Origin of the sequence: Shewanella sp. AS1, from assembly GCF_021412565.1 — a bacterium.
In the GTDB taxonomy this organism is placed as follows: Bacteria; Pseudomonadota; Gammaproteobacteria; order Enterobacterales; family Shewanellaceae; genus Shewanella.
Map to the genome: position 1 here is coordinate 729392 of NZ_JAKCLJ010000001.1, position 23743 is coordinate 753134.

Below are 23743 nucleotides of genomic sequence, written 5' to 3' on the forward strand. Positions count from 1 at the left end.
TGCGACACTAAGTCGTAGCGTAGGGGGCGAGTATGGATGCACATCTACAGGCAAAAATTCAGCATTGGTTGAGTCTCGATGGCGATGCACCGAGCCGTAAAGCGATCGAGGCACTGATTGAGAGCGGCAATAGTGCCGAGCTGGCATCGCGTTTTAGCGGGCGGCTTACTTTTGGTACAGCGGGGATCCGTGGCGTGGTTGGCGCAGGCCCCATGGCGATGAACCCGTTAGTGATCCAGCAGACCTCCAAAGGGGTAGCAGATTACCTTAAGGCGCAGATAAAAGACTCGCCAATGCGCGGGGTCGTCATTGGCTATGACGGGCGTCATGACTCAAAACGCTTTGCCCATGATGCCGCCAGCGTATTAACTGCCGCTGGCATCAAAGTCTATCTGACGGCGAGGGTTGCACCCACCCCGCTGGTGGCTTTTGGTGTGTTGCATCTGGGCGCAGCAGCCGGGATAGTGGTGACCGCCAGTCATAACCCGCCCCAGTACAATGGTTATAAGGTCTATTGGAGCAATGGTGCTCAGATCATTCCTCCTCATGATTCTGGGATTGCCGCCTGCATCGAAGCGGCGGCACAGCAGAAAGTGGAGATGCTGACCCATGAAGCCGCCAAGGCGGAAAATCGCTTGGTGATGCTGGGGGATGAGTTTTACTCGGCTTACCGCGACAGCATCAGGCAGGCTGAGCTGTTACAAAATCACACAGCGCCGCAAAAGGTTTCCCTGGCCTATACGGCCATGCACGGGGTTGGCGCCGAGATGGCGGAAACCCTGCTCAAAGATGCGGGCTTTACCCAGGTCTATTCGGTGGCGGCTCAGCGCGAGCCTGACGGCAGTTTCCCCACAGTGAATTTCCCTAATCCGGAAGAGGCCGGTGCTATGGATCTGGTGATGCTGGAGGCCCATAAACACAATGCCATGCTGGCCTGCGCCAACGATCCCGATGCGGACCGCTTCGCCGTTGCGGTGCGAAAGCCCGGCGCCACCGCCGATATGGCCGCAGTCGATGCTTATCAGATGCTGACAGGGGATCAAGTCGGGGTGCTCTTCGGCCATTATCTGCTCAGCCACGCGGGCAAGGATCAGCGCCTGACCTGCTGCACTATCGTCTCTTCTAGCCTGTTATCCAAGATAGCCAGCTCAATGAAAGGCGTGTGTGAAACAACCCTAACCGGATTTAAATGGCTGACCAATGTGGGGATGCAAAAGCAGACGCCGCAAAATCGCTTCCTGTTCGCCTATGAGGAGGCGCTGGGTTACACCTTAGGCAGCATGGTGTGGGATAAAGATGGTTTGTCAGCATTGCTGGGCTTTGCTCAACTTACGGCCGAGCTGACTGAGAAGGGGCAGAGCGTGTGGGATAGGCTCGAAGCCATCTATCGTCAATATGGTTTTTATCTCAATCAGCAGGTGAGCATCGCCCTCAGCGGTCGGGAGAATCGCCCCAGCATAGGCCAGCTGCTGCGTGAGCGGCCACCTAAAGAGATTGGCGGGCGCAATATCGTCTCGGTTGATGATATCAGCACAGGTCTGCGCACTTTTGCCGATGGACGCACTGAGACGCTGGATCTGCCAGCCAGCGACGTGCTTATCTACCGTCTGCAAGGGGATGCTAGGGTGATAGTGCGCCCGTCGGGCACAGAACCTAAGGTGAAATGTTATTACGAGGTGGTGCAGCCCTTTAGTGATGGGATGAGTTGGGAGGAGGCGCAAAACCGCGCCAACGAGGCGATGGCACAACTGATTGAGCAGCATCAGGCTTCTCTGCCTCAATAATCAGGTTCAATACTGGCTTGTAAAGTAAAACGCCTTCATCAAGAAGGCGTTTTTTTATCCTAGCTTAGGGTCTGTAACTGCTTGAGGGTATTTGTCGCCTGGCTGGCTATCTCACGCTGCTCGGTAATCACCTGTTCTAAAATCTCTTTTGTCGTCAGAGGATTGGCCAGTACCACACGAAATACCACGCTGGTTAGGCCCAGGTTGTGCTCCGGAATGATGCGGGTGCGCGAGACGAAAGATTTCCCCTGTTCACGCTGCCGCTTCTGAATGAACTGGGTCAGTTGATCCAGTAAGGCGTTTATCTGGTTGACCTTTTGCGTATCATGTTGCTCGACGGCTTGTTGCAGTGCGGCTTTAACTTCTGCAGGTACATAGCGATAGGTGAGCAGGCACAGCTCAGGTTTGGAGACAAGCTGAAAATCCGTTTGCTGCTCAATGAGCTGGGCAAAATAGTGCGCCTTCTCTATGCCGTTGTTAATTAAAATCTCATAGCCATCACGGCCTATTACCTGCAGGCAGGCATGGACTAACATGGCCATGCCGGGGCGGGAGCCTTCGAGGGTCTGGCTGCCGAGATCTTTTGAGCCCCGGCGCAGAATATATTCGGCGTGGTGCTTGATGATGTTGGCCAGCTCAGGGTCTTTAAACAGCACCATGCCCGCGCCCATAGGCACATACATCTGTTTATGGGCATCGATAGTCACAGAGTCGGCGCGTTCGATGCCTGTCAGTAGATGGCGGTATTTGCTCGACAGTAAGGTTGCACCGCCCCAGGCGGCATCCACATGGAAATGGCAATTGAGTTCATCGGCGAGATTGGCGAGTTGATTAAGGGGATCGATATTGCCCGTCTCAGTGGTGCCGGCTACGCCCACAATTGCCATCACCTTGATATTGCGACTCTGTAGCTCTTGGGCGATGGCGCGCATCTTGGCGAGATCCACCTTGTTATCGAGATCGCAGGGCACCTGAATGATATTTTCACGGCCAATGCCCAGCAGATCGGCGGCTTTGCCTAAGGAGTAATGGCCCCGAGTCGAAACCAGAATGGCTAAGTCATCATAGCCATAGTGGCGCAGCGCCTTTATCAGGCCGCTCTGGCCTATGCCCTTAAAGTCGCCATCTGCCTTGAGCAGACGGTTGCGGGCGATCCACAGGGCTGTAATATTGGCGACTGTGCCACCGGAGCAAAATGCACCTAAAGAGTGGCTGGCGCTGTGCATCCAGTTCGAATAAAAGTTATCGCTCTGCTGATACACCATGTGGTGCATCATGCCCAGTACCTGGCGCTCCAGCGGTGTAAATGCTTTAGATGTCTCGATTTTTACCAGGTTCTGGTTTAGCCCCACCATCATTTTCGACAGTGGCAGCACGAAGTAGGGCAGGGCTGAGGTCATGTGACCGATAAAGCTGGGCGATGAGGTGTGTACGCTATGGGCGATCAGCGTTTGCATCATCTGCTCGGCGTAATCTGAGACAAAGCTTGGCGATGCGGGGATCTGATGGGCCTGAAAATCTTTTTCGATTTCGCTTAAGGGCTTTTCGATGGCAACTATGCTCGCTTTCAGAAAGCCCATCAGGTTCTGGGACAGATTATTTTCTATCTGGCTCAGGGTCGAACCCGGCGCTTCGGGCAGGGTGAAAATACGTAATAACGCCTCTTCAGAGGCTGTCGCTGTCCGTGTGTGTTTAGCTGTCATCGCGCATCGCATTACTGGTGACACGCATTTAACTTGCGTTAAATCAGTGTCAAATATGTATCGAATAAAAGGGAGCTAACTTTACTGTATGCTTTATAGCGCATCAAGGAGAAAAGTAAAATGGCTGTTGTTTGGGTGTAAACTGCCGGGAATCCATCCCGGCAGAGGTGCTTAGCTTAAGCTGTGATTATGTGCGGCTGTTGAGCTTATAGAGCGAGGCGATATTGGTGGCGGTAGCGAGCAGATTGTGCTCGGCGCTGGCCAATACCTGCTTGAGTTCCATCGCCCTCGGGGTGATGGAGAAAATGGCCTCTATACCATGATCGAGCAGCACATTGGCATCATCGCTGACACAGCCTGCGATGGCGATCACCGGCACCCCCTGTTTATTGGCCTCTCGGGTAACCCCCATAGGCGTTTTGCCCATCAAGGTCTGGCTGTCGAGACGGCCTTCCCCCGTGATCACCAGATCGGCACCAAATAACTTGCTGGCAAGGTCAACCGTTTCCATCACTATGTCTATGCCGGGTCTGAGCTCGGCTTTTAAATAGGCCAGCATGCCATAACCCATGCCGCCTGCGGCGCCAGCGCCGGGAAGGTTGCGACACTCGTGCACGCCCGTGCTAAGGGTCATTTCTGCAAAGTGGTTAAGGGCATTATCCAGTTGTGTCACCATCTCTGGGGTTGCGCCTTTCTGCGGGCCGAAGATAGCCGAGGCGCCTTGCTCGCCGCAAAGTGGGTTATTGACATCACAGGCCACTTCTATGCTGCAACTGGCCAGTTTTGGATGCAGGAGAGTGAGATCTATGCTGGTAATATTGACAAGCGCCGCGCCACCTGGCGCGATATCAGCACCTTTGTCGTCAGTAAATTTTGCCCCCAGGGCCTGTAACATACCCACCCCGGCATCATTGGTGGCACTGCCGCCTAAACCGAGAATAATATGCTCGATGCCGTTATCCAGGGCATGTTTGATTAATTCGCCCGTGCCATAGCTGGTGGTGATACGTGGATCGCGCATCTCTACTGGCACATGGTGCAAACCCGAGGCTGAGGCCATCTCGATAACCGCTATCTTGTTATTACTCAGCTGGGAGTCGACTTGGCCTAAAATGCCGTAACAGGCGGTCACTTGTTTGCCTAAGGGGCCGGTGACACTCAGCTCAACCAGTTCCCCTTGGGTGGCATCCACCATAGATTGCACTGTACCTTCGCCACCATCGGCAACCGGCACCTTGATATAATCTGCATCTGGCAGCACCTTGCGAAATCCTTGCTCAATGATACTGGCAACTTCCATGGCGCTCAGGCTTTCTTTGTATGAATCGGGCGCAATGATAATTTTCATCGATATTTCCTGTCAGTGTGGCGTCGGCTAAAGCTGAGTTGGAACTTAAGTTCCAGCCCATTAAGTTTAGGACGATACCGGGTGATAGCAGCCATGGCATGGGTGACAACACCATGGCTGTATAGCGGGTTTTAATGGAGTAATTTTATAAAAGTATCAGGCTGAGTAGATAAACCAGAATAATGGAGGTGATGCCTTGGACTAAGGTCGCCATAGTCTGCGCTTTATAGGCTTGTTTTACGCTCATACGGCTAAATTGGGTGACCACCCAGAAGAAGCTGTCGTTCGCGTGAGATACTGTCATGGCACCGGCACCAATCGCCATTACCGTCAGAACTCGGCCCATGTCACTGGCAAGGCCTATATCCCCAAGCATAGGCGCAACTAAGGCTGAAGTGGCAACCAAGGCCACGGTCGATGATCCTTGCGCCGATTTCAGTGCGGCGGCAACGATGAAGGGCATAAAGATACCAATACCGAATGCCGACAATGTACTGCCCAGCATAGTGCCAATGTCTGTGGCTTTAAGCACGGCACCGAAGGCACCGCCAGCACCCGTTATCAGCAAAATCGGGGCGGCGACCACTAGGCCTTGACTGATGCGTTCGCCAAGCTGCTGAACTTTCTCATCGCCCTTGAGCAGAAAGATAGAGAGGATTAGGCCTATCATCAGGGCGTTCACAGGTTGGCCGAGGAAAACTAAGGTATCGAAAAGTGCGCCATCGCCTAATGGGTTTGATGGGAACTTGGCGATTGAACCTAAACAGATCAGCAAAATCGGCACGAAGATAGGGGCAAAGGCCTTGGCTGGGCTGGGAAGCTTGCCATAGCTGGCTTTAACCTGCTCAAACTCTTCTATGCTGTGTTTTAGCTCATCGGCGCCTTCACCATCAGGCTGGACATTGGCAAAACGGTTGGCCCATAGCATACCTGCAAAAGCGGCCACGGCAGCGACAAAGACACCGACAGCGATAACCAGTCCCAGATTGGATTCTAAGCCTAAGTTACCCGCCGCTGCGATTGGGCCTGGGGTAGGTGGCACAAAGGTGTGGGTGGCATAAAGACCGGTTGCTAAGGCCACACTCATGGAGACGCTTGAAACCTTCATGCGATCGGCCATGGACTGTTTCAGTGAGTTTAAGATCACGAAACCCGAGTCACAAAATACCGGAATAGACACTAAGTAGCCGATGATAGACATAGTTAAGGTGGGGAAGCGTTTTCCTAATACCTTGATCACCACATCGGCCATGGTGATGGCGGCGCCACTTTTTTCCAGGATAACACCTATGATCGTCCCCAAAACGATCACTAGGCCGATATATCCCAGGATGCCACCAAAGCCGGTGGTAATGGTTTTTGCTATCTCATTGCTGGGCAAGCCGTAGGCAAATGCCGCCAGAAATGAGGCTAAGATCAGTGTTAAGAAGGGGTGAAGCTTCAGTTTGGAGGTCGCAATCACGATAAACGCAATCACGGCCAATAGTATGATGACTAGACTCATAGGGTGTCCCTGTCGTGGATTGTGTAGGTCTAAATTCGTTTACCAGCGTGTCGAGCTTACAGGTACGCTGACGCATTATTATTTTTACTGAACCCGAGATAGCTGCTTTTACAAAGAGTCGCTTGTATAGAGAATCGCTTGCACAACAAAAGCGGCCAAGGTATTTCAGGCAGAACTATTATCCGCAGATACTGACAATCTTGCTTCGTCAATAATCATAATATTTGCGTAAATTAAGCGAGGATGTTTGTGTATTTGCACAAATATTGAGAGAAACCCGCCGCAAAGGGGATTGCCGACAATTTTGGCAGGTTATTCTCTGTTCGTTATGGCAGATATTGTGCAGTTGCATGAGTTCTCTTATCCCTTGCCGGTGTGATGACAAAAATCTGTGTTCGGGGTAAAATCGCGCCTCTTTTTACGTCGTCGAAATTTCCTCTGCGGCGCGTTGTACTCTTTGATATAGGCGGGTTTGTGCAACATGATTTTTGACGTTCCTTTTATTAATGCACAGGCTATTAATGCACAGGCTATTAATGCACAGGCAGCTGCACCTCAGGACAATGCATCATTAACGGCATCCTACTCGAGGAGTCACTGTTTTCACCCTTTTTCAAAACAGCATCAAACCGCTAAGTTGCCAGCGCGTTTTACGTTTCCTTTCTATTACGACCCGCATCCGCTGGCTACATTAGCTGTAGCCGAATTACAGCATTATCTCGAGAGCCAGAGCCAGAACCAGTGGCAGCATAACTTTGGCCTGGAAGGCGAGCTTAAGGGCGCCATAGGCAAGATGTTTGGCGTGTTGGTAGTCAAAAGTCCCGAGGGAGAGCTTGGCTATCTGGCGGCCTTTTCTGGCAAATTAGCCGAGCGCAATTTGATTAATGGTTTTGTGCCGCCTGTGTTCGACATGCTGACCCAAGAGAGTTTCTTTCATGGCGAGCAGCGGCAGATAAACCGGCTCACCCAAGACTTAACCAAACTGGAAGCGGCGCCGGAGCTGATCTGCTTGTCTGAGGCATGGGTTGCCATGAGCGCTCAGGCAGAGACTGAACTGGAAACCTTACGCCAGCAGGTGGTCGAGGCGAGAAAGGATCGCAAAGCCAGACGACATGCGGCTGTTGGCCTCTTGTCTGACGCAAAAGTTGCCGAGCTGAACCTTGAGCTAGGGCGCGAGAGTGTCCTGCAGAAAAATCAGCAGAAGGCGTTAAAGGCAGAGTGGGACAGCAAGCTGGCTGAGATTGATGCTGAGCTGAAACGCAGGCGAGATGAGATCAAGGCGCTCAAAAAACGCCGCGCCTCACAGTCCAAGGCACTGCAGACAAAACTCTTTGCCCAGTATCAATTTGTTAACCGCGCCGGAGAGGTGCAGGATCTTAATCAGCTGTTTCGAGATGCGCCGAGCGGCCAGCCACCAGCGGGTGCGGGAGAGTGCGCCGCACCTAAGTTACTCCAGTTTGCCTTTGAAAATGATTTTACCCCCTTGGCCATGGCCGAGTTCTGGTGGGGCGCATCGCCAAAGTCGGAGGTGAAGCAGCATAAGCAGTTTTATGGCGCCTGTCAGGGTAAATGTAAGCCGATACTCGGTCACATGCTCAAAGGGATAGAGATGGATGAAGATCCTTTGCTTCGCAATCCCGCCGAAGGCAAGACGCTTGAGATCCTCTATCAGGATGAGGCCATGCTGGTGGTCAATAAGCCGAGCGAATTTCTCTCTGTGCCGGGGAAAAACATTCAGGATTCGGTTTACAGCCGGATCAGGCAGCAGTTTCCCGAGGCGACCGGGCCGTTAATCGTGCATCGATTGGATATGTCCACTTCGGGCCTGATGGTGTTGGCGCTAACGAGTGAGGCGAATCGGGCCTTAGTGCAGCAGTTTATTGGCCGCAGTGTCGAGAAGCGTTATCTGGCTAAACTGGCAGGACAGGTTCAAGGCGATAGGGGAGAGATAAGATTGCCGCTGAGAGTGGATCTCGACGACAGGCCGAGGCAGTTGGTGTGTGAGACGCACGGTAAGCCGGCGCACACGCTCTGGCAGGTGAAGGCCCGTGACAGAGAGAACACCTGGCTCTACCTCTATCCACAGACAGGGCGTACCCATCAGCTGCGGGTGCACTGTGCCCATCAACGCGGTCTGGGTCTGCCTATCATTGGTGACGATCTCTATGGCACTAAGGATACGCGTTTACATCTGCATGCCGAGCGTCTGGTGCTGAACCATCCCATCACAGGCGAGCGACTCACCTTCGAAGCCGATGCCGGATTTTAGCCAAGATAAGCCTGTCGGCTTGGGTTACTTATCAGTTGTCCTGCTCTTTGCTGAGTAAAATCTGTCCTAGATAGAGCTGTAATAAGCCATCGAGTTTATTAAGCTCGACCCCAGTGATCTGGCTTATCTTATCCAGACGGTATCTTAAGGTATTACGGTGGATATAAAGCAGTTTGGCGCACTCGCCCTGATCGCCAAAATGGGTCAGGTAGGCCGCCAGTGTCTTACGCAATTGCTGATTATTATCCTGCTGCATCAGCTTCTTAAAGGGGCTTAGTAGCTGCTGTCCTCGCCAGTCCTGTTTCAGCCCTGAGAGCATTACCAAGAGGGAAAAATCTTCGAACAGGTATTTGCTCTGCTGCGGCTGCATCTGCCTGCCAAACCTCAGTGTTTCCTTGGCCGTTTGGTAGGAGCGGTGGATATCGCCTGGATGGGGGAAATAGTGCCCCAGGGCGATTTTCAAGTGGCAGCTCATGGAGGCGGGAATACGCTTTAACAGCTGGTCGATCCGCTGGCTCTCCAGGCTGGCGCGCCACTGTTTACCATCGAGAAAGGCGGGTTTTAAAATCACCAGCTCGCTCATGGACGTCATGGCGATCAGGTTGCCGCGGGAGGGGTTTTCCAGCAGGTGTAATATCTCTTTTAACATGGAATTACCCAGCGCATGAGGGCCATCGTCCTGCACCTGGATCACAGCCGCGACTCTGGGCATGTAGAGATCGATATTGAGCCTTTTGGCCCAGTTTTCCAGCTGGCCTATGTCCTGATATTCCCCCTTGATCAGCTGCAGAATAAACTCCTCCTGCTGGCGGTTTTGCCACTGGGCCAGTTCGAGGGAGTTGGCCTGTTCCACTATCATCTCGGCGCTCATCTTGAGCAGTTCGCCATAGGCCATCAGGGTATCGGGATCGCCGGTAATGCCTATCACACCTATCACTTCCCCCTGATAGTGCAGCGGCAGATTGATCCCAGGTTTCACGCCGTGCAGGCTAGAGGCGCTGGCCTGATTGATGCTGACGGTGCGGTTTTGACTAATCGCCAGCAGGGCGCCTTCATGGATAAAGCCTATTCTGTGGGGATCGCCCGAGCCCAAGATCACCCCTCGGTTATTCATCACATTGATGTTGTGGCCTATAATCGCCATGGTGCGATCGACAATCTGTTGTGCTGTGTGTGAGTCTAGAAAGTACATGGTGATCGCGGTGAATCTCCTGATGTTGGATGCTATCAGCCTATCACCATTTGCCTTATTGTGAGCATAAAAAAACCCGCGAATCGCGGGTTTTTAGAGAGACAGCAAACTTCAGTCAGATCACAGCTTGTAGCTCATGCTGAGCATGATCAGCTGGGCATTGTAGTCGTGGTCTATGCTGCCGAAGCTGACAACATTGGGGATGCTGTCAACGGTCAGGCCGCTTGACTGGTCGTTGTCTGTGTATTTTTCCATCTTATAGTCGAGACGGACGGCGAGCTGCTCAGTCACCTGATATTCGCCATAGACATTGACGTTGTGCACTTTAGCCGTGTAATCACCATAGTCACCGCTTATGCCTTGGGTAACTTGGGTGTTACTGTCTGAATTAGAGTAAGTGTAATCTACGCCTAGACGCAGTTTTTTCTCTAACAGATTGTTGTAGCTAAGGCCTGCACCGACTACGTCTACCTGATCTTCGATTTCGCCATACCAGTTAGCGACACCAAAGTTGCTGCTGCCAGCCTGCTCAGAATCGATAGTCTGACGGTTATAGAAGGCGTTTACGAGTATGTCGTCTGTGAGCATATAGTTGACGTTGGCGTCATAGCTCATATCGGTCGACTCGGTCAGACCAATCACAGTCTCGCTGTAATCATCGAGGGCGTAGCGGGCACCGAAATCGACCGTTAATGCATCGATTGGAGTGTGGCTGATACGTGCCTCAACCATGGTACGGTTGCGATCGGCCAGGTTGTATTTGCGCAGCAGATCGTTTGACTGGCTGGTGGTCCACTGTGAGGTTTCATATTCTGAACCATCACGTTGACCATAGCTGCCCTTGATCCACATGTCCCAATTTTCCAGGGCACTTAGGCGCAGCTTGCTCCATAGCGTGTGTTCGTCAGTGGTTTCGCGATCTTGGTTAGTACGCTCGTCACGACGAAAATCATAACCAGTCTCCAACTTCAAGCCACGGGTAAGGCTAAAGTCGGCACCGACTTTGGCTCTGTGTGTGGTGATGTCGTAGGGATTGTTATAAGCCACCTGACCATTGGTCGAGTTGATGCTGATTTGCGTCCACTGTTCGACGTTAGTGTTGTTTTCACGGTCGCTGTAGTCGTAACTGGCGTTAACACGCACGCTGCGGCTCAGGCGTGAAACCACTTTCAACGTAGCACCGCTTAGATCCACTTTCGCGTCTAAGGACTCGGTGGGGAGCTGATAGCCGTAGCCTGAGGTCACGAAGGCTTGATCTTGGGTCATCTGGCCATAGTGAACACGGCCACTCATTATGGTGTTACCGGCTGTGTATTGACCTAACAATGACACTGTATGTGCCTGGTTTTCAGGATCCAGTGCCATAGCGCCCTGGGTCTGAGCGCCGAAAGTGGGGTTAAAGGCGTTGTCGAAGGTCAGCTGGCTGTACTCGTTCTTGAAGCTTGAACCTGTGTAGCTTAGCGCAGTAAACCAGTTGTCGCCACGCAGCTTAATGCCGGCTTCCACAGTGTCTGTGATGTAATCTACAGGCTCGGCCAGCATCATAGACTGGTTGAAGAAACTGCCAGAGGCGGTTTTCAGACCTGTCTTCTCTTCACGCTGATAGTCAACATAGGTGCTCCACAGAGATTCACCTGTGTACTCAAAACCCAGCCCGGCGCGTTTACGCTTAAGAGAAAGCTCGAACGGATTTAAGCTGTTATAAAGCTCAAGCATATCTTGGCTTGAACCGGCAGTCTGCCAGTTGCTTGGTAAGCTAAGATCGTCGCTACCAATCCCTAAGTAAGGGCTCATGGCGCTATCTGTGGTGTAGGTTGCAATCTGGCGATAGTTCAGGCCGATTTTGTACTGGCCAATACGACCGGTATTCACCTCTAAACGGCCATCTTGCATGCCAAGGTTATGGGCTTCAACAGTTGAGCGGTAACCCGACTCACTGATGTAGTTCACATCGGCATCGACTTTACCTGCAAATGAATCTTCTGCGCCAAAGGCGTTAGCCGAGTGGATATCGTCGCTGTCGTTGTAACCAAATCCGCCGCCCACTGTGCCAGATACGCCAGATTCGATCTTGCAGTTTTTACATTCCCACTTGTCGAATTTGACCTTATCTGTGTTGGCGTTTTGAATGCCATAGCCGCCAGCGAATGCTGCACCTGGTACTAAAACCGAAGTTAGGGCGAGTGTGACTAAATTTAAATTGAATTTCATCTTCTCGTCTCCTTAACGCTGTAGCAGCTTGCCAGAAGGATGGTTAGAACCATGAACCTGGCTGTGACAGTTCAGACAGCTGCGAGCGCCGGTAAATGGATTACCCTCTGCTGTTGAACCGTGTCCTGTGTTACCTAGGTAAGCATTGCTGGCATGGCCATCGCTGGCATGGCACTGCTGACAAAGTTGTGGTGCGCGTGTCTTTAACATGCCTTCGTTTACGCTGCCGTGTGGGTTATGGCAAGTCGCGCAGTTTTCGGTCACGGGCGCATGTTCCCACAGCTTTGGGCCACGTTTTTCCGCGTGGCATGAGTAGCAGGTCTCATTAACGCTGGGCTTGACCAGATCGGCATCGCCTAAGGTGCCGTGTGGGTTATGACAATCGCTACATACCATTTGCGCCCATTTCATTGGGTGGGCAGAGCGCTTGTTCATGTCGGCTTTCTGTTTGGTATGACAGCTGGTACAGACTTCCATCTCTGTGCTTTTTGATAGCACAGGGTCTTTGGCGGTATGCACTGAGTGACAAGAAGCACAGGCAACATCGGCGTTGTCATGGTGACCGCCAGTCCAGGACATACGTTTGTCATCCTGGTGACAGCTTAAACAGACGCTGTTTTGCTTTTCTGCCGCTAGGCTAGAGTCTGGACCGAAGGTGATCATGGGTTCATTACCACCACGGTTATGTTTACCCATAGGACCATGGCAGGCTTCGCACTGCAGGCCGGCCATTGGGCTCTTGCTTGAGTTAGCCGAGCCGTGAACACCCTTAAACAGATCCATCACTTTTTCTGATTTACGGTGACACATAAGGCAAGAATCAGCTCCTTTAGGAGAATATTCACCGGCGGCAAACTTCTGATCTAAAGTGGTTTCTACTTCATCCGGTGTCATCTTCTCATCCCATTTGGATGCGACAGCGCCGGAGCTGATGCACAGGGATAGCACCACTGTTGCTAAGGCAACTGGGATAGCGCTTTTAACTTTATTGATGATTTTCATATTCGACTTCCTAATCTGCACAAAGAGAGTGGGAGTGGGGCGTATCCCCACTCCCATATCAAGATGAGCAAATTACATCTTCATTTTTGTGTGATCTTCAATGATCGGTGCGTGGCAGAAGAAACAGGTTTCTAGCTGAGCGGCATCGTCAGCAACAACTTTATCACCGTCGATAACCGCACCTTGGCTAGCAGCGTGGGCTTTAACTGTGTCGCTGTCGTGACATGAAGTACAAGTCGCTGTGATAGGTGTGGTGTAAAAACCAGCAGAAGTTGCTAATGCGCCTTTGTTCTGGAACGAGTCCAAGTTGAAGTCGTTGTGGCACTGAGTACAGTCTTTGATGATGCCTTGCTGGCCGTGAACCACGTGCAGTTTCATCTCCAACGCGCCTTTGTTTGCACCGCCAGCATAAGTACCATCTGGTGTGTGACAAGCCACACAGGCGTCAACACCGATAATGGCATTACCTTCGGCATCGGTTGCGTGAGAAACTTGTTCACTCAGCACGAAACCAGCGTGATGACCTTTGTGAACTTCAAACTCTGGGGTGTGGCAATTTGCACAGGCGCTGAAGGCGACAGAGTCAACGTGACGCATGCTTGGGTCTTGACCTGACAGGGTGGCGTAAGCCAGACCCGCTTTCATGCCTGTGTAATTATCTGTATCACCAGTTGCCATAGCTGGATCGCAGTCAGCAAATGCACCATCTGCAGAGCACATAGCCCAGCCAACGAAGGTGAAGGCAGTTTCATCGTCATCACCGGCGGCGCCCAGATTCAATGGCTTAGTGGTAGTGTAAACCAGCTTACCGCTATCAATCTTGGCTGCGGCATTAACAACCCCATTTTTAATGGCATCAACAGAGTCTTTACCACCATAGCCTAAAGTGACCTTGTTTGGACCTACGTTAGTCACCACTTCGAAACGATGGACTTGAGGCAGAATAGTGTTGATATCAACCGCGTTGCCCGCAGCGTCTACCACAGCAATGCTGATGGTGGCAGCTTGTGTGCTTGCATCGATAACAGATTCAACATTGATACCATATTGATCAATCAGGGCTTTCTTCTGCACGGCCTTGTCTGTGTGGATAGACTCAGTCCAGCTCGCATTGTGACAAGCGATACAGTTAGCATTGTCATTTTGCTGAGAGTGGCCTTTACCCGCTTTGAAGTCGATACCCACGTGACAGCTAGAGCACACTTCCATGGTCGGTACGCGTGACCAGTTACCCCATTCGGTTAACTCATCATTTTGTACGTGACAGGTTTTACAGTCGTTCTGGATCAGATGTTCTGCAGATTGGCCTGTGTAATCATTACCATATCTATCGGTAAAGCTTTTTGCCGTGTTATGGATATTGTGTATCAAATGATTCCACTGCTTTTCTGTATCCATTGAGCCACTGTGGCAAGTTGCACAGGTTTCTTGGGTGTAATAACCGCTGTGACGTCTGGTTAATGGTTCATCTTCCGCGTGACATGCGGTACATGTTTCATGAGAGACGATATCTTTGGTGTAAGTAGGGGCATTGCCTTCACCGTCGAAATCTTCAACGATCTCACGGCGAGGAACCGAAGTAACACCGTCAAGCAGTGTGGAGGTTTTTCCGCCTGCATAAACGTTGAAACGCTGGGTGAGGTTTTGGTCTAAGTCAGCAACATCGAAAGTGAAGCTATAGCTACCATCTTTGTTGTCTGTGTACTCTGAAGTACGCGCAGTACGTGTCCAAGTGGCACTGTTGCCTGGACCCGTTGCTCCCATTGGAGTCAACTGCGCAGCAACAAGTCCTAAATCTTGTAGGCCGATAACAGGCAGATCTTGCTCGTTAGTGGCAAATACAGTGACGGTAGGCACGCCGTCAGTATAAGCAACCTTGGTGATATCGAGATTAAGGGTATTGATCTCTTGAGCGGCTGGTCCGCCTGGGTTTCCGGGTTCGCCATCTTTACCATCGCTGCCACCACAACCGCTCAAAGCTATGGAAACAGCACCTGCTGCGAGAAGCAGCGCAAACTTATTGTTTTGTACTTTCATCATTTTTTCCCTGCATAGGTTTGACATCGACTTAAGTGCATGGACAGTTTTTGTACCGTTTTTCATCAATTTTGCAGCCTAAGTGAATGCTGGAAATAGAATTCCCCGATGAAATGCTAACGTAACAAGCGCCTAAAATCTGCCTGACTGATGCTAATGTGTGACCGAGATCTTTCTATTTCTAAAGGGGTAGTTAGGCGGGGGGGGAGAAATAGGTTAACGGCTTATTTGGTGGTTAAAATTTGTGCTGATTGTCGATGGTTAAGGCTGTAAAATAAAAAAATCCAGTGATAAAAATCACTGGATTTTTTAGGCTGTTTTAACGCGATATTGTACGGGTTAGTACTGAGTCGGGTGAACCTTATCTATACCGACAGACTTACCTTCAGCGTGACAGACTACGCAGGTTTCATCGCCAGCAACATACGTTCCAGGAGCACCTTCATAGACACCACCATTGTTTTGGAAGTGGCTAATCACACTTGCATTATCATCTGTGGTTGGTGCGTGACAAGAGGCACAGGCGGCAACTGTTGGTGAGAACTCACCATTCTTAGCGACAAAAGCGGTTTTTTCACTCAAGCCTTCTAGGCTCAACTGACCTTTGTCGTGACATGCAGCACAGTTTGCCGGATTCTCAGGGAAGGTGGCTTCGTCTGACGTTGTACGGCGTTGACTACGAGTATCTGCATGGATCTGATGGATCATGACTTTGAAATCAAAACCACGTTCGAATGGCTTTTGACTGTGTGCAGGGGCACCATTATGGCAAGTTGCACAACTACCATCAGCTAATGAAACTGCTGTGTTAGGCACCGCAGAGTGACAGGTACCACAACTGTTATCTGGTGTGTCCGAACCCTTGGTCGCTGTATGAGATGCAGAGAAATCAGCTTGCTCCCCATGGCAGTTAGCACATTTAGCTTCTGAAGTAACGGAACGACGTGGTTTTACATCACTGCCATCAGCAGAGAATGATACTTTTGGGCTACCAACAATAACATCGTAAATACTAGCAGTGGTATCACTGCAGTCGATAGCAGCATTTACTGCTGGATCAACTTCGGCTGAGTTAGCGCATAGGATCAGCTTACCATCCATGAAACCTTGGCCAATATTGACGATTTGCATATATGGTTCAGATGTAGCTGTACCGGCGACTGTGATACCGGTTAAGGTGTAAGTGATAGCTGAGCCGTTAGCACTAGCCGTTAAATTTGCATTGGTGTCTACACCAGCTAAATTGACAGATATACGGCTCTCACTGCGTCCTAGCGCTCCATTAGATGGACGAGCTCCCATGATATATTCTGTGCCATCAAAAGCAGTCAGGCTTACCCAGAACTCTTTTACTTTAGGATCTTGATGGGGAGCAACATCATTGTGCCAATCTACAGTGAATGTTAGTTCACCTGTAGCCGCATCAAATTTACCATTTTCCAATGTATAAGCATATTCGCTGCGCAGTGACTGAGCTGCATTGGCTTTGGCTAAGTGATACGTTGCGCTACCTTGTTCGCCTTGGTCTGCGTGACAAGCACCACAACTGTCAGCCACTTTACGGCCAACAAGGTCAGCACCATAGATACCATCGGTATCAGGCGTCGCGTTTTTATGGAAGTAGTCTTTGATATCAACCGGGGCAACATCTGTCATGTGACAAGAGGCACAAGCTAAACCACGCTGATGTTTAAAGGCGTCAGCATCGGCTGGTCCTTTATCATCTGTGCTGTGGCAGGTCTGACACTCGCCAACAGAGACAGGTAAAGTGACCTTCTCCGAGTGATCTTTGTCAGCATCAAACAGTGGGTAACCTGTGCTGCTCGCTGCGGCTTTAGCGATAGTACCGCTGAAGTCGTTGATGCTGCCACCGTGACCCACCATGGTATAAGTGCCTTTGTGGATCTTATGCGCCATCGCGGCGAGATCCAGCGTTGCGCCAGTTTCAGGATCTTTACTGTAGCTGTTGTGACAAACTTGACAGTTTTCGATAGCGACACGTTTGCCACCATGCATTGCCAGCGGTTTAGCTGTCGATGAAGCATCATTGTAATTAGTGTTGTGACACTTGATACAGTTGGCTTCTAGACTCACGACAGTGCGAGTTTCTTCAGGTTCTGCAACTTTGAAGTCTTGCGCTGGAATGAAGTCGATATGGGTGTTAACCAGCTGATCACCATTGCCTCTTTCAGTTTGTAGTTCGAGAGTAATACGGTGAACTAGCGTCTCGTCATAGGTGAGATCTAAGGTATCAATAGGTGCTAGGTTGTTTAAATTGGTTTCGAAGGTATAACGGTAAACGCCTGGTTCAACCACTGTTAGGCACTGAGTCTTACAGCTAGATTCGATACCGGCCTGAATCGCATCGCCGGGAGCGAAGTTTACATCTATGTCTCTTTTGCCGTCATTGTAGGTATAGTTGGTGAGACTGCGGGCAGGATCGGCCGCTTTTACGCTGTTGATATAGCTGATCCACTGAGGCGTTTTATAGCCTTTACCTTGTTGTGGCACCAGCTTGGCAATACCTAGACCTAAGGTACTCAGGTTGGCTTGTTCGAGACCTGTTACTGGTACGCCGTTGGCGTTAGTCACTACTATATCGACGCTGACGGCGCCATTATCGATATTGGCATCTTCAAGGGTGGCATTCAGGCTTGTGACTTCGCTGATATCCAGTCCGACGGGGCCAGATATGCCCGGTTCACCAGTTTTACCGTCACTGCCGCCACAACCGGTCAGCACGAGTGACAATAAGCCAGCACTCAACAGCGCTTTAGTCGCGGCGTTGAATTGAGATTGTTTCATCATGATATTTCCCTGCAATAGTGTAATCATCATCAAACACTTTGGTAATGAAGCATAAACTTCGTTACCCGTATTAGATTTATGGAATTAGTTTTCCAGGGGCAAGGCTAACCAAGTTGTGGTTTTTTATCAGTCAATTTCATTGGGGATTGTGATTGAGATCCGACTATTTCTTAAGAGGTAGATTCTTGTGTTAAGTGTGTTTTAAGTTTGTTTTAAGAAAGTTTATGGCTGGTTTTTGAGCTGTTTTATGCTTGTTTCGTTATTGCACTGCTTTTTATGGCATAAAAAAATGGTTGGAAGATTATCTTCCAACCATTTTTATTTCAGTAACTTAACTTATTAGCATTAAATTACTTCAGATTATGGTACTGCTTAACGCTGTCTGCTTTGTGACAAGTTGAGCAAGATTCACCGTTCAGGCTTGCTTCGCTGTAGCTTTCTGTATCAACAACACCACCCATGCTTTCGATGTGTGCCTTGGCAGCATCTTTACCATTGCCAATATCATAGCTGTCGGACACGTGGCAAGATGCACACACACCGGCCTGTGGGCTAGAGAAAGTCGTTGGTTTGGTAATTACACCATTGCTAGTTACAGCTTTATCCCAACGCATAGCGGTTGAACGGGCATTCTCTAAGGCAAAATCATCGTCATTATGACACGCCGAGCATTGGGCGCTGCTAACCAGAGCCTGCACATCTTCGCGGCCGTGAGCCTTACCGAAAGTGCCGTGAACGCGCACGATCAAGCTGTTGTAGTCACCACCTTCGTGACACTGAGCACAGGTGTGCAGATCCGCATTACGGTAGTGCGTTGCACCATGACGTGCAACCATGTCGTTGTTATGACAGTTACGACAGCTTTCGTAGTTAGCCGCACTCGTACGTTCAGCACCTGCTGTACCATCAATTTTGATGAATTGAGTAGTCGCAAGATTTGAACTTAGAACACCAGAACAAATACCTTCTTCAGTTGTATTGGCTGCATTATCAAGAACTTTCAAGTCTGAACTTTTGTTATTGAAACAGACTTTGATATCCCCAGCGGTAATTGCTAGGTCGGCACCCTTATTCAACGCATCAGCAAGTGCTGGTAATGTGTAGCTTGTTGACGTTGCATCCACAGTAACGCTGAAACTTCCATCAGTATTTTGATTCAACGTGCCTGTTGAACGAGAAGCTAAATAAGCATCTGGATTTTGGCTATCAACTGCGTTTACATAAACATTCGCTGCTAAAACTAGTTGGTTGCTTCTGTTTAGGATTAAAGGGATATGATCAGTGGTGATAGCTTGGCCATCTCTACTCAGGTTCATAGTGAAGCTTAAGACCGAGCTAGTGCTATCCCAGTTAATATTGCTGTAGGCGGTTTCAATCAGCATACCCGCCTGAGAAGCGGCTTCACGACTGTTGATGCCAGTTCCAGCAAAGTGACGGAAGGCGCCACCACGGGTACTGCCTTCGTGTGAGTTGTGACAAGAGACACAGCCGGTTAATACTGTGGTATCTTCAACAACGTCAGTACGGTCACCATAGTGATAGTTACCATGACAGGTCTGACAACTCTTAACATCCATGTCGGCAAACCAAGACAAGGCGTGAGTTGTTACACCTTGTGGCAGGGTGTCTGCCGTTGTCTCATAGCTGACGTGACATTGCTGACAGTCGGCAGTTGAGGCTGGGAAGTTAAGGGCAGACTTAGGCTCGCCATTGCTGTCCAGTGCCGCGCCGTCAAACTGATAGGCGAAGGCGGGGTTTTTACCCGCATCAGCGATCACCTTGTTAAATTTCGCTAATTCACGACGATCGGTTTCTGTGATACCCGTGTGGACGGCATGAACTAAGCCTTTGATAGACCCATCGAAAGTGAACTCGACCGCATCGCCATTGGCATCAACGCCTGAACCGCTGTAAACAGTGTAATCTGTGTGACAGAAACCACAGCCTTCGGCGGTGTTACCATAGTTGCCGTGGCGAATATGGTCTTGACCCACGTGACAGTTGGTACAAGTTTCCATCTCTAAGGAGCGTTTAGGCGAGCTGACAGACTGTTCTGTCAGTGGATCCCAGTAGTAGGCTTCCACATTTTTCAGTTTGTTTTCACCCACACCGTAAGTGATCACATAGATACCGTGAATCTGGTTGGCATCGTAATCGTAATCTAAACCGTTGGTTTCGATGATATTCGGAGCGGTGATCTGGTATTTACCTTGGCCTAAATAGCTCAGACAGGTTTCACCTTCTGGACAGTCTCTAGTTGGACGCCAGTTGTTAGTGCCTGTCATAGGCGCAGTGTCTTTGGTGGTGTTGCGATAGGATAACCAGATCTGCTCTTCGCCATCGGCTCTTGCCGTGACTTCTACCGCGTTTTCACCTTCACCTTGTGTGTAAGGCGTAAAGGTTTCGCTGCGCGTACCCATACGGCCAAAGGCGATGCGTAGTGGGTCTTTTAAGGTTTCAAGACCGGTAACCGCGACGCCGTTAGGGTTGGTCAGTGTAAATTCAAAGGTAAGCGTCTTGCTTGCTTCATCGTAAGCTGCTTGCTCAACTTTGGTCTGCACTGCGCTGGCACTATTGATATCAATAGAGATTTCACCAGGCTGACCGATTTCACCATCTTGACCATCGCTGCCATTACAACCTACTAACGCTAAGGACAAAGCCCCAACGCCGAAAGCAGTTTTGACTGCGGTACTGATTGAATACCGTTTCATCATTTTTCCCCTGCATGAGAATGAGATTTTATTTTCATTGATTTGGCTGAAATTAATTTGTTGTGATTAGGTTAATTTCGGCCTGTTGGTTTTGCCGCTTGCTATTGCCTCAAGCTGCAGACCTTGCTGGTCTTGTTATTTAGTTGAATCACAAGATCTCAGTGAGTGGAGATCTTACCCAAAAGAGGTAGTAAAAGAAGAACTTAAGATAGGTAAACGTGAGATGGATCGCTTCCCGCTATCCGCCAGGTTGAGTTTTTGTTAAATCTCATGTATTTCATGTGTTTACGATTGATTTTTTCCGTTGGAAGCCATGGTTTTTCCCGCTGGCAGAGGGTATCTTAAGTAAAACTTAAAAATGCAAAAAAGCTTTCCACTAAAATTGATCTAAAACAATAAATGGGCATTATTCTTGGCTAGGTAGATAATACTCATTTTCAATAATGGGCTGGGTCATCTCTCTATTTGTTAGTGATTTGTTTGTTTTTGTCCCGTTTGGGTTTGCGCTTTCCTCGCCTTATAGGTGTTTATTTTATGGATCTTTTTAAGGCGAGATCGCTTGAAGACACTCGTGCTGCAGATGAGATCTATCCAATTGCATTGCAAATAAAAAGCGGCGCTGAGGGCGCCGCTTGGGGATAAACCAACCCAAGGGTTATTTTATTGGGTGGACACTGTCAAAACCTGCAGACTTGCCAGTATCGTGGCACAGAGCGCAGGTTTCATCTCCCGCCTGATAGGTGCCGGCAGTACCTGCATAGACGCCACCATTGCCTCTGAAATGACTCACTACAGACGCCGCATCGGCTTCTATCGGGGCATGGCAAGATGCACAGGCGGCAACTATAGGGGAAAACTCGCCATTGCTGGCGGCAAACGCAGGTTTGGCGGCTAATGCAGATAGGCTGATTTGACCACTGTCGTGACAGGCGGCGCAGTTGGCTGGGTTTTCAGGGAAGGTGATCTCATCTGTGGTTGTCCGGCGCAGGCTACGGGTATCGGCGTGAATTTGATGGATCATCACTTTAAAATCAAAACCACGTTCGAAGGGTTTAATCGAGTGTGCCGGTGCGCCGTTATGACAGGTGACGCAGCTGCCATCGCCTAAGGCGACCGCTGTGTTAGGCACGCTCGAATGGCAGGCGCCACAACTCGAATCGGGGGTATCAGTACCATGAGTTGTGGCGTGGGATACTGAAAAGTCAGCCTGCTCACCATGGCAGCTGGCACATTTGGCTTCCGATACCACCAGACTGCGGGCTGTCACATCGGCGGCATTACTGGAGAATGACGCCTTATTGCTGCCGACGATCACATCAAAGATCGGCGCCGTAGTGCTGTTACAGTCTATAGCTGCATTTACGGCGGGATCGATCTCATCTGAATTAGCACAGATTAACAGCTTGCCATCCAAGAAACCCTGAGCCGTGTTGATCAGCGGCGCCTGATTGGTGGGATCTAATCCAGATAGCGTATAGGTAAAGCTACTACCGTTTGCGGCAACGGATAGATTGGCATTGGTATCCACTCCGGCTAAGTTGATGGAGATCCTGCCAGCATTGCGCCCGAAGGGGTTATTTGTGCTCGAAGCACGTTGCCCCATCACATATTCGACACCATCAAATGCGGTCAGACTAACCCAGAACTCTCTTACATTGGGATCTTGATGTGGTGGCACATCATTGCGCCAATTGACGGTGAATGTGAGTGAACCCGCAGCCGCATCAAATGTGCCATTCTCCAGAGTGTAGCTATAGTCGTTTCGCAGCGACTGAGCTGTGTTAGCTTTGGCCAGATGGAACTTGGCACTACCCTCATCCCCCTCAATTGCGTGGCAAGAATCACAACCACCGCTGTTAAAGACACCTGTTACATCCGCGCCAGGGATACCATCGGTTGCGGGATCTGAATAGTAGTGGAAGTAGTTACCCACAAAACCTCTGTCGCGTTCACCGGCAGGTGGCGTTAAGTATTGCGGGTTATCTATGGGGTTAAAGCCTGTCATATGACAGGAGGCACAAGCCAATCCTCTGTGATGTTTAAAGGCTGTGGCATCGACAGGACCCGTGCTGTCCGTGCTGTGACAGCTCTGACAGTTGCCTATGCTCACAGGCAAAGTGACTTTTTCTGAATTATCCTGGCCGTCGCGAAAGAGTGGATAGCCAATGTTAGGATCGTTAGCGGCTTTGGCTATGGCGCCGCTGAAATCATGAATCGTACCACGTCCGACCATGATGTAATCGCCTTTATGGATTGCATGTACCATGGCGGCTAAGTCTAACGGCGAGCCGGTTTCAGGATCTTTGCTGTAGCTGTTATGGCATACCTGACAGTTGGCAATCTCATAACGTCGTCCTCCGTGAAGCAGCAGTGGAATCGCTGTGGCAGATGTGTCTGCATAGTTAGTGCTGTGACATGCCATGCAGTTTGCTTCAATAGATACAACCGTGCGGGTTTCTTCCGCTTCGGCGGTTCTGAAATCTTCGCTAGGAACAAAATCAATGTGAGTATTGATCAGTTTTTCCCGTTCACCATTGGCCTGAAACTCTAAGGTAATACGGTGTACCAAGGAGGGATCGTAGCTTAAATCCAGCTCAGGGATAGGCGTGAGTGCATCGAGTTTAGTTTCAAAGGTATAACGATAGACACCAGGTTCGACAACGGTGACACAGTTAACCCCACAGCTGGATTCTATGCCCGCCTGTATCGCATCGCCCGGGGTGAAATTAACCGCGATATCCTGACCATTTTCGTTATAAACAAAGTTCGTTAAGGTTCTGGCGGCATCGGGTGAACGCATATCGTTGATATAGCTTATCCATTGGGGCGTTTTGTAGTCTTTTCCTCCTTGAGGGACAAGCTTAGCAATACCGAGGCCAAAGATATTGGCATCATTAAAGCTTTCCAGTCCCGTTAGCGGCACGCCGTTAGCATTGGTTACGAGCAGATCGACACTGATGCTATTGCTCTCAATCATAGGATTTTCGAGCTCAATCTTGATACTCGTTGCTTGACCTATCTCTAGGCCAACAAATCCTGATTCTCCCGGCTCACCATCTTTACCATCACCGTCACAGGCAGTGAGTAAAAACAGGGTGGTTGCAGTGATCAGCCCCATTTTTAACTTAGATCGTTTCACTGTTAGTTTCATTATCGCATTCCTTGTAGAGC

12 protein-coding genes are annotated in these 23743 nt (G+C 50.0%); 2 read left to right on the top strand and 10 right to left on the bottom strand.

What is annotated here, in order from left to right:
• Nucleotides 1–32 precede the first annotated feature (32 nt).
• Complete coding sequence (locus tag LZP69_RS03270) at nt 33–1784, top strand: phospho-sugar mutase (RefSeq protein WP_234198747.1); 1752 nt, start codon at nt 33–35, stop codon at nt 1782–1784.
• 59 nt (nt 1785–1843) lie between these two features.
• On the opposite strand, the gene panP is transcribed toward LZP69_RS03270, so the two are convergent.
• The 3 genes from panP to LZP69_RS03285 all read right to left on the bottom strand — a co-directional run bounded on the left by panP (nt 1844) and on the right by LZP69_RS03285 (nt 6339).
• The gene (gene panP, locus LZP69_RS03275) at nt 1844–3487 is read right to left on the bottom strand and encodes a pyridoxal-dependent aspartate 1-decarboxylase PanP (RefSeq protein WP_234198748.1); all 1644 of its coding nucleotides are present in this window, start codon (nt 3485–3487) and stop codon (nt 1844–1846) included.
• A 187-nt stretch (nt 3488–3674) separates the two neighbouring features.
• Nucleotides 3675–4835 carry a glycerate kinase gene (locus LZP69_RS03280; protein ID WP_234198749.1) on the bottom strand — a complete coding sequence of 387 codons (1161 nt, stop codon included), beginning with the start codon at nt 4833–4835 and terminating at the stop codon, nt 3675–3677.
• A 145-nt stretch (nt 4836–4980) separates the two neighbouring features.
• Complete coding sequence (locus LZP69_RS03285; RefSeq protein ID WP_234198750.1) at nt 4981–6339, bottom strand: GntP family permease; 1359 nt, start codon at nt 6337–6339, stop codon at nt 4981–4983.
• A gap of 481 nt (nt 6340–6820) precedes the next feature.
• On the opposite strand from LZP69_RS03285, the gene LZP69_RS03290 reads away from it, so the two are divergent.
• Nucleotides 6821–8608: an RluA family pseudouridine synthase gene (locus tag LZP69_RS03290; protein ID WP_234198751.1), complete on the top strand. Its 1788-nt coding sequence runs from the start codon at nt 6821–6823 to the stop codon at nt 8606–8608.
• 31 nt (nt 8609–8639) lie between these two features.
• Here LZP69_RS03290 and LZP69_RS03295 read toward each other — a convergent pair whose 3' ends face one another.
• The 7 genes from LZP69_RS03295 to LZP69_RS03325 all read right to left on the bottom strand — a co-directional run bounded on the left by LZP69_RS03295 (nt 8640) and on the right by LZP69_RS03325 (nt 23723).
• On the bottom strand, nt 8640–9800 hold the full coding sequence (locus tag LZP69_RS03295; RefSeq protein WP_234198752.1) for a sugar diacid recognition domain-containing protein: 1161 nt from the start codon (nt 9798–9800) through the stop codon (nt 8640–8642).
• Nucleotides 9801–9920: 120 nt separating this feature from the next.
• Nucleotides 9921–12011, bottom strand: coding sequence for an MtrB/PioB family decaheme-associated outer membrane protein (locus tag LZP69_RS03300; RefSeq protein WP_234198753.1), 2091 nt, complete (start codon nt 12009–12011; stop codon nt 9921–9923).
• Between the two features lie 12 nt (nt 12012–12023).
• Nucleotides 12024–13013, bottom strand: a complete 990-nt coding sequence (locus LZP69_RS03305; protein ID WP_234198754.1) for a DmsE family decaheme c-type cytochrome — start codon at nt 13011–13013, stop codon at nt 12024–12026.
• A gap of 72 nt (nt 13014–13085) precedes the next feature.
• Nucleotides 13086–15050 (bottom strand): OmcA/MtrC family decaheme c-type cytochrome, encoded by a 1965-nt coding sequence (locus LZP69_RS03310; protein ID WP_326490246.1) that lies wholly within the window; start codon nt 15048–15050, stop codon nt 13086–13088.
• 339 nt (nt 15051–15389) lie between these two features.
• On the bottom strand, nt 15390–17858 hold the full coding sequence (locus LZP69_RS03315; protein ID WP_234198756.1) for an OmcA/MtrC family decaheme c-type cytochrome: 2469 nt from the start codon (nt 17856–17858) through the stop codon (nt 15390–15392).
• 350 nt (nt 17859–18208) lie between these two features.
• Entirely contained in the window at nt 18209–20572 is a 2364-nt protein-coding gene (locus tag LZP69_RS03320) for a multiheme c-type cytochrome (protein ID WP_234198757.1), read from the bottom strand.
• Between the two features lie 655 nt (nt 20573–21227).
• The gene (locus LZP69_RS03325; RefSeq protein ID WP_234198758.1) at nt 21228–23723 is read right to left on the bottom strand and encodes an OmcA/MtrC family decaheme c-type cytochrome; all 2496 of its coding nucleotides are present in this window, start codon (nt 23721–23723) and stop codon (nt 21228–21230) included.
• Nucleotides 23724–23743: the final 20 nt, after the last annotated feature.